Origin of the sequence: Phragmitibacter flavus, from assembly GCF_005780165.1 — a bacterium.
In the GTDB taxonomy this organism is placed as follows: Bacteria; Verrucomicrobiota; Verrucomicrobiia; order Verrucomicrobiales; family Verrucomicrobiaceae; genus Phragmitibacter; species Phragmitibacter flavus.
Genome location: NZ_VAUV01000025.1, coordinates 51,461 through 60,111, shown reverse-complemented (window position 1 = coordinate 60,111; position 8,651 = coordinate 51,461). Strand labels below are relative to the sequence as shown.

Sequence of the window (8,651 nt, the reverse complement as noted above, 5' to 3'; positions counted from 1 at the left end):
GCCCTCCACCTGTTTCAATGTCTTGATGATCTGTTCTACACTGTGTCTCTTTCTCATGGTCGTCTTGTGGTTAATTTAACCACTCGACTAGCACTTCACCATGTCCGATTTTCGGGGGGCTGATCAACTGTCGAGCTTGTGAGATTGTTCATCGATATCTTCCCGCGCCCTTCGGCGTAGAGCCTATTTTATGCGGCTCATGAAGCCCGAGCAATCGCATGATCGACGGACTTGCTGTTGTCGCGCCTTGGTTTAGGAGCGGTTTGCGAATATTAGCGCGCTGGTCGTCGAGTGGAAATGGCGGTGACTCCAGACTTCAATGGAGTAGTGTTTTTGTCGTGCTTTTCTGGTCAAATTCCATCCAATCCAAAATAAGTGACCGCCAAATCCAGGATGATGTTGTCTAAGAGATGGTTTCGATGCGTCGACACTCGCCTCGATTTTTGGGGAAGGACTTTGGCTGCTACGATTTTCGCATTGACATATTTGTGAGTGAATGCTGACATACAATAGTGTCAACCGCTCCAACCAAAGAACGAATGAGCCATGATGAGCGGCGCGAAGGGATTCTTCGTGCGGCGTTGGAGGTGTTTGCGGAGAAGGGGTTTCATGGGGCGACGACGAGGGCGCTGGCGGAGGCGGCGGGGGTTTCGGAGGCATTGTTGTTTCGGCATTTTCCTAGTAAAGAAGACCTGTATGGGGCGTTGCAGACGGCTTGTTTTGCGATGAAAAACAAGGAGGGGGCGCTGGAGGTGGAGGCATTGGAGGCGGGGACGGCGTCGTTGGTGACGTTGGTGCATTATTTGACGGCGAAGATGCTGCGCCGACCGGACAAGGTGGATGTAGTGGATCAGAGTTTGCACCGGCTACTGGCAAACAGCTACCTGGAGGACGGGGCGTTTGCGCGGGGTTTTATGAAGCAGGTGGATGCGGGATTGATCGCGAAACTCGATGAGTGCATTCGCGAGGGGCGCAGGGTTGGGGATCTGGTGAAGACGCCGGTGCAGTCGAGGGCGGGGGCGTGGTTGGTGGAGCATCTGGTGGCGATGTTGATGCTGAATCAGATGCCGGGAGAGCCGGTGGTGTCGTTTGGATTGAAGCAGGCGGAACTGGTGGAGCAGACGGTGTGGTTTGCGTTGCTGGGGTTGGGGGTGAAGGCGGAGGTGATCAAAGAACACTACCGGCCTCAGGCTTTTGCTTTGCTGATGTCGTAATCTCCTGACGTATATTTTTTTGTGCCTGGTTAATGAGTAAGTGCTTACTTGTATTGAATTATGAATACTTCATCTGATCCAAATCGTTCATTGAGAGTGTCAAAATTTCGTTTTCACCGGTTGTGGATGCCGCTGTTGTTGGTGCTGGCGGCGGTCGGAGCCATTTTTGCGGTGGGAGTGTTAAGGCCGGAGATGGATCGAAACTTGAATCGCTGGCTGACGACGGCGATTTGGTTGTTGTGTGGGTTGCTGAACGTTTTTTGGTTTTTGTTGTTCAGTCGGGTGTCCGGCAAGTTGAGGTTGGGGATAGCGGTGGCGTTGGTGGTGTTGGGAGTGGCGGCGAGTCAGATGGTGCGGGTGGATGGGGTGGTGGATGGAAGTGGGTTGCCAAAGCTGGCCTGGAGTTGGAGTGGCAAGGGAACGCCGGATTTGGCTTTGCCTGCGCCTGCTTCGGTAGGGGTGGCGGTCGCGGGTGAGGGAGAAGGGGATCCGTCGGTGGCTCTGGATGGGACGGTGGATGGTTCGGCGGATGTGCCGCAGTTTTTTGGGGCGTTGAGAGATGGAGTGGTGCGCGGGGTGGAGATGGAGTTGGTGTCGGATTGGAAGGCGGCGGCACCGAAGGAAATGTGGAGGCAGCCGATTGGAGCGGGGTGGTCGGCTTTTGCAGTGGTGGGTGGACGGGCGTTCACGCAGGAGCAGCGCGGGGCGGAGGAGTTGGTGACGTGTTATGAATTGCTGACGGGTCGCTTGTTGTGGTCGCATTCGGATGCGGCGCATTTCACGCAATGGCAGGGTGGCGAGGGTCCGCGTGCGACGCCGACGGTGGTGGACGGTCGGGTGTATAGTTATGGGGCGACGGGAATTTTGAATTGCCTGGAAATGAGGACGGGCAAGTTGGTTTGGAGCAGGAAGGTATTGGAAGAGGTGGGGTCGGAGAATCTTGAGTGGGGGACCAGCAGCTCGCCGTTGGTGTTTGATGACAAGGTGGTGGTGACGGGTGGGAGCACGTCGGGAGCGGTGTTGCTGGCGTTTGCGCGGGACAGCGGGGAACCGGTTTGGAAGGCGGGGAGCGATGAGGCGAGCTATGCTTCACCGCTGCTGGCGACGCTGGCGGGACGGCGGGTGATCTTGAGCAACAATGCGAGGTCGCTGACCTTTCATGATCCGGCGACCGGAGTCTTGGTGGCGGAGCATGAGTGGGGGGATGCGCGTTGGCCGAAGGCGTCGCAACCGGTGGTGATGCCGGGTGATCGGTTGTTTTTGTCGGGGGGTTACGGGATGGGCTGCCAGATGGTGCAAGTGACGGCGGCTGGCGAGGAAGGAAAGCTGGCGGTGGCGGAGCTGTGGCGGGGGTTGAAGTTGAAGACGCAGTTTAATAGTGCGTCGTTTGGCGGGGAGTTTTTGTTTGGATTGGATGACGGACGAATGGCCTGCATTGATCCGGCGAACGGAGATCGTTTGTGGAAGGAGGGTCGTTTTGGCTCGGGTCAGAGTTTGATGGTGAATGATGGATTGGTGATCATCCAGAGTGAGCCGGGTCCGGTGTATCTGGCCTCGGTGAAGAGGGAGGGGTTTGAGGAGTTGGGCAAGCTGGAGGCGTTGAGCAGCAAGACGTGGAATCACCCCACCTTGGCAGGGCGATATTTGCTGGTGCGCAATGACCGGGAGGTCGTGTGTTATGAGCTGCCGGTGAAGTAATACCTTTCCGCTCTTTTAATTGTCGAAATTCAGGCGGGGATTTAAGGATTTAATCAGGGCCTGGTTGCCGCGCGAGGGTAAGGCGCCCTTAAAGGGCTCAATCGGCGGTGGGAACGGACCCAGGGCTCTGCCCTGGACTACCATAGGATGCCCCTTTGGGGCGAAAGTTCCGATAATTTAAACAGTGAAATGATCTAAGAGGCGACCGTTAACGCAGGAGCTTCTGGAGCTGCAGTTGGAAGCTCTGGATGTCTTGCGGCGGTGGCTGGTAGCCGGGAGGGGCGTCGCGGAGACCAAGTCGGCCCTGCTGGTCGAGATACCAGGAAACGGTGACGGCATCGCTGAAGGTGGCTTTGCCGCTGACCATGGTTCCCGGGATGGCAAGGGTGTCGAGGGAGACGCTGACGTTGCTGTTGCCGCCGGGAGGAATGTCTGAGGCGAAGTCGTCGCCGGATTCGTCATCGAAAGCGGCGTTGGGATCTTCGGAGGCATTGCCAGAGGCGGCGGGTTCAGGTTCGGGTTCAGGAGCGGGGACGTCGCGTTTTTTGTCTTTGAGGGTGACGCCGAGTTCCATGACGAGCAGGCGGGTGTCGAAATAGGTGTAGACGAGGGAATAATCTTCCTTCAACCGCGCCTGGATGTCATTGAGGGTGGCGCCGTCGGCCGCCCATTGCGTGATTGCTTGTTTCTGTTCGTCGGTAAGTTTGGCCATGAGGAGTAGGGAGGCTACTTTATCGAGGAATGGAGGAGCGGCAAGTGGTGATGGAGATCGGAGGAGAGGCTACATCAGGCCGGAGGCCTGGAGGACGGTTTTCTGCACGGTGTAGTCGTGATCAGGGGTGAATTCCCAGGCGGTTTCGCCGCGGATGGCTTTGGCGAAATCGGTCCAGTCGGCGGCGTAGCGTGGCGTTTTTTCGAAGGTGAGGGCGTTGACGCCTTTTTTGTAGGGTCCGCGTGGTTGATCAAGCATCAGGCGGGCGACGGGGTGTTCGAGGGGGAAGATTTCGAAGCTGCCTTGGTCGCCGCACACGGTGAACTGGCGGCGGGCTCCGCCCTGGACTTCGATCATGGCGCTGCGAACACTGACGGTGGCTTTGGGGTAGTCGAGGACGGCGAGCATGTTTTCGGCGAATCCATCGGTCGGATTCTTGCGGATGAAGGGGGTGACTTTTTCTGGGGCACCGAGGATGTGGACAACGGAGTCGATGAGGTGGCAGCCGAGTTCGAACATGGAACCGCCGGGGTAGGGGAGCATGAGGTTGCGTTCGGTGGGGCTGAGCTGTTTGCTCATTTCGGTGTGGATGCTGAAGACCTCGCCGAGCCAGCCTTCGCGGATGGCTTGAAGCATGAGTTCGAAGGCGGGGTTGTAGCGGAACATGTAGCCGAGTTTGACCAGGCGCTGGTTGGCGGTGCAGGTGTCGAGGAGGGATTTGAACTTGGCGAGGTCGGAGCCGGCGGGTTTGTCGATGTGGAGGTGAAGTCCGGCACTGGCGGCGCGTTCGGCATGGGTGAGGAGGTTGGCGACATCGGTTTCGATGCAGACGGCCTGGAGGCCGGGGGTGTTGAGGAGTTGTTCTTCGGTGAGCCAGGGAAGACCGGCGTAGGCGGGTTGGTTTTTGACGGCTTGTTGTTGTTGGGGATCGGGTTCGACGATGCCGACGACTTCGAAGTCGGAGCATTGGCGGAGGGTTTCAAGCTGGCCGGCGGCGTGGCCATGTTTGGTGCCGATCTGGCCGATCTTGATTTTGGATTTGGTATTGCCGGAGGATGATGGAGCGGCGGCGGGGAGCAGGGAGGTGGCGGCGCTGCTGAGGGCGAGGGTGTGGAAGGTGCGGCGGGTCATATGGAAAGGATAAAGGATAAGGGCTAAAGTCCGAGGGAGATGCGACTTGAAGAGGGTGTGTGAAAAGGAAAGGCCCGATCTTGTGGGATCGGGCCTTAAAGAAGTCTGAGGACGGAATGGGTTATTCGTTTTCGACGCCGTTGTTCCAATATTTAAACATCTCTTCGGGGGAGGGGATTTCGAGGGGGCGGACAAGACGGAAGCCGAGGAATTTGGCATCGGTGTGATACCAGATGCTTTTCGGAAGCTGCGGGTCCTGCTGTTTCCAATCGGGGGCGGAACCACGACGGGAGGCGGAACGAAGACGGACGAGGTCGTCATCAAACGAACCACCTCGGGCGGTGTGCGGATAGGGGGTGGTGGAGGGCACGTAGTATCCGGCGATTTTGTCGGGAGCCATGGCCTTGAGGTTTTTGTAATAGTCGGGCGTGTATTGGTCGAGAGTCCATTCGGCGACGTTGCCGAGGATGTCGTAAAGGCCCCAGGGGTTGGGTTTCTTTTTGCCGACTTGGGAATACTGGAAGTTGGGGGCGTTGTCGTAATACCACTCGTAGTCGGCGACCCCGGCGGAGTCATCGCCCCAATAATAAGCGGTGGTGGTGCCAGCGCGGGCGGCGTATTCCCATTCCTGTTCGGTGGGGAGTCGGTAAAAATGACCGGTCTGGGCGCTGAGCCACTGGCAGAATTTGTTGGCGGCATGCTGGGTCATGCTGATGGCGGGGTAGCCATCGGTGCCCATGCCGAAGGACATTTCGGTGTAGGGGGTGGTGGGCTGGCTGATGATTTCGGTGATCGGCTCGTCGGCTTTGCCGCTTTGTTTGGAGCCGTCCTTGTTGCGACCCACTTCGGTGACCATGAACGGGGTGTATTCGTCCCAGGTGACTTCGTGTTTGCCCATCCAGAAGGGTTTGACCTTCACTTTGACCTGCGGGCCTTCGTCGTCTTTTCGTTCGGCTTCTCCTTCAGGACTGCCCATGAGGAATTCGCCGCCCTTGATGACAAGCATGCTGTAGGGGGCGTCGGATTTGGGGCCGCGGCTGTCGTAGGGTTTCATGTCGGCCTCGGCTTTTTCCTTGGAGGTGGCAACGATGTGGGCGTGGATGCGTTTGACGAGTTCCATGCCGTCGAGTTTGGCGGCGGGGGCGGCAGGTTTGGGAGCTTCGGTGCCGGGAGCGGCGGTGCCTTCAGGCCAGACGGAACCTTGTTCGGTCCAGAGTCGGAGCATGTAAGCTTCGTCGGCTTTGACGGGGCCGCCGCTGGCGAGCCGGGCATCAAGGATGGGTTTGATGTGTTTGGCGAAATTCATGCGCGGCTTCTGCTGAAGCACAACGTCTTTGGGCCAGTTGGCGCCTTGTTCGATCCAGAGTCGGAGGATTTCGGTTTGGGCTTTGGTGAGCAGACCCTCCTTGGGCGGAGGCATGACCATGTCATCGTCTTCCGGGAGGATGGTGGTGGAATAGAGCAGGCTGTCGGCAGGTTTGCCGGGGACGAGGGCGTCACCATTGTCGCCACCGGCCATGGTGGTTTCGAGCGTGGTGAGGTTGAGTCCGCCCTTGTCGGATTTCTCGTTATGGCAGTTGAAGCAGGCGGCCTCCAGGATGGGGCGGACGTGGGCGTTGAAGTCCGGTTTGTCAATCTCCTTGGCGCTGAGCGCAGGGAGCGATGCGAGGAGGCTGATGGTGATGAGGTGAGAGTGGGCGAAACTCATAAGTGGTCGGTAGTATCATAGGCAACTGGCGTTGTCTATCGTTCATGTCTTGGCGGGGTGAGAACCGCAAAATATCAAAAAGAATCACCGGAAAAACGGTGCTTTTCCACCGTCCGGGCGATTCGGGGCAGGATTCGCAAGCAGATCAACCGCTTCAACTGACCACGTTGGTTTTGTTGGGATCGAGATCGGGTGCCTCAGGCTGCCATTCGAGATCTTCATCGGAATGGGTGGATTCTTGCCCGGGTGATTCGTGCCGCTCGTAGCTTTGACCTTGATCGTGGCTGTCGTCCGGGGTGAGGGCGGCGGCGATGGTGAGTTGGGCATCGGCGAGGAACGTTTTGATGATGCCGTTCAAAAAGTCGGACTCATCAGCCCGGGCGTGCAGCATGATGACGGTGATTTCACCGGCAAAAACGGTAATCGCATTGACATCGGCAAAGCCCATCCAGAGCGAGTCAACGTGTCTCTCGCCGCCGCTTTGGAAATGCTCGCGCGCATCGCTGATGGTTTGCACCAGTTGTTCCACGCGGAAATCTTCATAAGGCATCAGGCTGACCAGGATCTGTCGTCTCCAGGCGAGGCAGATGCCGTTGACGGCACCGGCGTGTTTGATTCGCTCGAGACTGGCGCGAAGGGAGGGAGTGATGGCGGTGGACATGGAGCGTGAGTGGATGAAGTGAGGTGAGGTTGCCGGGGAGGGAGCGCAGACTAGAGGGCGTTGAGCAGGTCGTTGTTGGAGACGTTGCTGGCGACCATGCCGCCGACGGCCTTGGCGGGCTGGCCCGGGGCTTCGCTCAGGGTGAAAATGAAACTGAAGGAAGCCTCGTGGAGAGTGGCATGGGTGGCATCGCCTAGCTCAAGTGTGGCTCCGACGCGGTTGGCAAAATGTCGGAGGCCTTGGAAGTCGGCAGCAAAGTCGTCGGCGTCCTGCTGACCTGTTTCGCTGATGACGAGTCCGTTTTGAATTTCGAAGCGCCGAAATGTGGAAGAGGAGGGAGAAGAGGCGTCCATTTTATTAAGGTTTGTTGATGCCGACTCTTTTGTCTCTAAAAAGGCGGAAAGAGGCAAGAACAAACGAAGGATTAAATTTCAGAGACAGAAAAACACCCGTGAGAGGGGTTCAGGGAAAAGAAAAACGGACAGGCCGGAGCCTGCCCGTTGAAGATGCCTGTTGATTTGATTCGCTACAGGCAATGAATGAACGATCAGATCAGCGAACGAACTCGGTGGTGTCCGCCTCAATGGTGGCCGCGCTGATGTTAACCGCCTTGAAGCGGGTCGGTGCGGAACCGAGAATGGCATCCGAGCTCGGAGGCGTGGTGACCTTGAAATTGAAGGTGCCGTAGTCGGGATCTTCGGGGTCGCGGTTGGCAATGGCGTCACCAAGCATGGTGTCGACACCTTTATCTACGCGGAAAATACGGATGGTTTGGGTGGTGATGGTGTTTGGCGCGTGGGACATGGTGACGGAGCCGCGGATCTCGACATCGTCGCCTTTCTCATTGTTAGGAGTGCGTTCCCAGCTCTTGGAGGCAACGATGGCGACCTGGGGGTAGATGCTCATGACCTCTGCCTTGCCGTTGATGGCGGTGGAGAATGCACGAAAGCTTTTTCCGTCCCAGTAACCTTCGACGACCACCGGGGTGCCGGATTTCAGGGCCGAGACCTTGACGGGGAATCCATATTTATTTTTTGGTGGAGCGCTGGGCAAACGCGGGTCTTTGGAGAAGGAGACGGGCATGTTGTTGACGGTGAGGGGTTCACCTGAGGTGACGAAGCCCACCACGATGTGTTTGGCGGCCTCGACGAAAACGTCGGAAGCGGTGACGCTGCCCGTGGCAGGATCACCCGTGCCGGAAATGAAGGCGGTGCCTCCCACAAATCCTGCCTCGGTGCGGCCGGGAAGGGGCGTGGTGTCGGCGAGCTGCTGGAGGGTCAGCATGGCGCTGGGGGAGGTGACCGGCGTTCCTTTGGGGAGCGTGACGGTGACTCCCATGACCGTCAAGGTTGCGCTGCCATCATTGTTCAGTTTGACCGCCGTGATGGCTCCATCGAGTTCGACAGGAACTGCAGCGTGGACAAGGGATGCCGAAGATCCCAGGAAGGTGAGGGCAGAGAGCAGGCTGGCAATGGTTCGGAATTTCATGATCGATAGCGATGACAAGGTTTGATGAGCGAATGAATA

General features: G+C 57.9%; 8 protein-coding genes. 2 read left to right on the top strand and 6 right to left on the bottom strand.

The window, feature by feature from the left end; all coding sequences use genetic code 11:
- Positions 1–539: 539 nt before the first annotated feature.
- Entirely contained in the window at positions 540–1,214 is a 675-nt protein-coding gene (locus tag FEM03_RS25745) for a TetR/AcrR family transcriptional regulator (RefSeq protein ID WP_138088640.1), read from the top strand.
- A 96-nt stretch (positions 1,215–1,310) separates the two neighbouring features.
- On the top strand, positions 1,311–2,912 hold the full coding sequence (locus FEM03_RS22855) for an outer membrane protein assembly factor BamB family protein (protein WP_240772883.1): 1,602 nt from the start codon (positions 1,311–1,313) through the stop codon (positions 2,910–2,912).
- Between the two features lie 208 nt (positions 2,913–3,120).
- Here the strand turns inward: FEM03_RS22855 and FEM03_RS22850 are convergent, their stop codons facing one another.
- The 6 genes from FEM03_RS22850 to FEM03_RS22825 form a co-directional block, all read right to left on the bottom strand.
- A complete protein-coding gene (locus FEM03_RS22850; protein WP_138088638.1) occupies positions 3,121–3,624 on the bottom strand; it encodes a hypothetical protein in 504 nt (167 codons plus the stop codon).
- 69 nt (positions 3,625–3,693) lie between these two features.
- Positions 3,694–4,755: a Gfo/Idh/MocA family protein gene (locus FEM03_RS22845; RefSeq protein WP_138088637.1), complete on the bottom strand. Its 1,062-nt coding sequence runs from the start codon at positions 4,753–4,755 to the stop codon at positions 3,694–3,696.
- A 121-nt stretch (positions 4,756–4,876) separates the two neighbouring features.
- Positions 4,877–6,463 carry an SUMF1/EgtB/PvdO family nonheme iron enzyme gene (locus tag FEM03_RS22840; RefSeq protein ID WP_138088636.1) on the bottom strand — a complete coding sequence of 529 codons (1,587 nt, stop codon included), beginning with the start codon at positions 6,461–6,463 and terminating at the stop codon, positions 4,877–4,879.
- Between the two features lie 154 nt (positions 6,464–6,617).
- A complete protein-coding gene (locus FEM03_RS22835; protein ID WP_138088635.1) occupies positions 6,618–7,124 on the bottom strand; it encodes a hypothetical protein in 507 nt (168 codons plus the stop codon).
- A 50-nt stretch (positions 7,125–7,174) separates the two neighbouring features.
- Entirely contained in the window at positions 7,175–7,477 is a 303-nt protein-coding gene (locus FEM03_RS22830; protein ID WP_138088634.1) for a hypothetical protein, read from the bottom strand.
- Between the two features lie 199 nt (positions 7,478–7,676).
- Positions 7,677–8,612, bottom strand: a complete 936-nt coding sequence (locus FEM03_RS22825; protein WP_138088633.1) for a hypothetical protein — start codon at positions 8,610–8,612, stop codon at positions 7,677–7,679.
- Between the last annotated feature and the right edge of the window lie 39 nt (positions 8,613–8,651).

Bases quoted from the DNA above. Each gene is read 5' to 3' on its own strand.
- FEM03_RS25745 (WP_138088640.1), top strand. From the start codon at position 540: ATGAGCCATGATGAGCGGCGCGAAGGGATTCTTCGTGCGGCGTTGGAG.
- FEM03_RS22850 (WP_138088638.1), bottom strand. From the start codon at position 3,624: ATGGCCAAACTTACCGACGAACAGAAACAAGCAATCACGCAATGGGCG.
- FEM03_RS22845 (WP_138088637.1), bottom strand. From the start codon at position 4,755: ATGACCCGCCGCACCTTCCACACCCTCGCCCTCAGCAGCGCCGCCACC.
- FEM03_RS22840 (WP_138088636.1), bottom strand. From the start codon at position 6,463: ATGAGTTTCGCCCACTCTCACCTCATCACCATCAGCCTCCTCGCATCG.
- FEM03_RS22835 (WP_138088635.1), bottom strand. From the start codon at position 7,124: ATGTCCACCGCCATCACTCCCTCCCTTCGCGCCAGTCTCGAGCGAATC.
- FEM03_RS22830 (WP_138088634.1), bottom strand. From the start codon at position 7,477: ATGGACGCCTCTTCTCCCTCCTCTTCCACATTTCGGCGCTTCGAAATT.
- FEM03_RS22825 (WP_138088633.1), bottom strand. From the start codon at position 8,612: ATGAAATTCCGAACCATTGCCAGCCTGCTCTCTGCCCTCACCTTCCTG.